Annotated in this window: 1 protein-coding gene; it reads right to left on the bottom strand. The window is 46.0% G+C overall.

What is annotated here, in order from left to right; translation table 11 throughout:
• Window positions 1-52: 52 nt before the first annotated feature.
• Window positions 53-659, bottom strand: a 607-nt coding sequence (locus J7R10_RS08390; protein WP_208436457.1) for a phage portal protein family protein, incomplete at its 5' end; no start/stop codon positions are given.

Below are 659 nucleotides of genomic sequence, written 5' to 3'. Positions count from 1 at the left end.
CTTGGCTGCAAAATAACGTGTGACCTCTTTGGGAGCCGTTTTGAAAAGTTCCTCAGCCATGATACCCAAGCCCACGTGCAATCATTTGTACTTTTGCCAAACGTGCTGCTAATGCGTGATGATCCATCTCACCCAGCAATTCATCCAAGCCTTTTAGGATATCCTCATAACTTTTTGCTTCTCTCACAAGCTTTTTAAAAGGCTCTAAAAGGGGTTCTAAGTCCTCTTCCCAGTCACTTAAAGCTGTCTCAGAAAGCCGTTCCAATTCGTCGTGATATTTCCCACCCTGCTCTTTTCCACCCTTACCCTCTCTTGTCACAGAAACATCAACAGCACCCCCACAATCGGCACAAACATGAGCCTTTTGTTTATCCTCACCAGCCTTTTGTCCCCTCTCATCATCAGGAGCACTCTCAGGAGCCTTTAAAACATCTTCTTCTTTTGTTGGTTGCGAAAAACCAATCTTATTGCGCACTTCTTGCGCCCCAACACGCAACCCCAAGGGCACCAGTTTTTCCAGCGCGTCACTAATGGCTTTAATATCTTCATTTTCCGAAATCGGCCAATAAACAAGGGGGTAGCGCTCTTGGGGTCCAAAATTAATCTCAACAAAGGGGACTATCAAATCGCGATTAGCAGTCAATGCCAATTGCCGCGCA

Source organism: Bartonella vinsonii subsp. berkhoffii ATCC 51672, assembly GCF_902825225.1.
Classification (GTDB): Bacteria; Pseudomonadota; Alphaproteobacteria; order Rhizobiales; family Rhizobiaceae; genus Bartonella; species Bartonella berkhoffii.
This window is presented reverse-complemented; position numbering and strand designations above follow the sequence as displayed.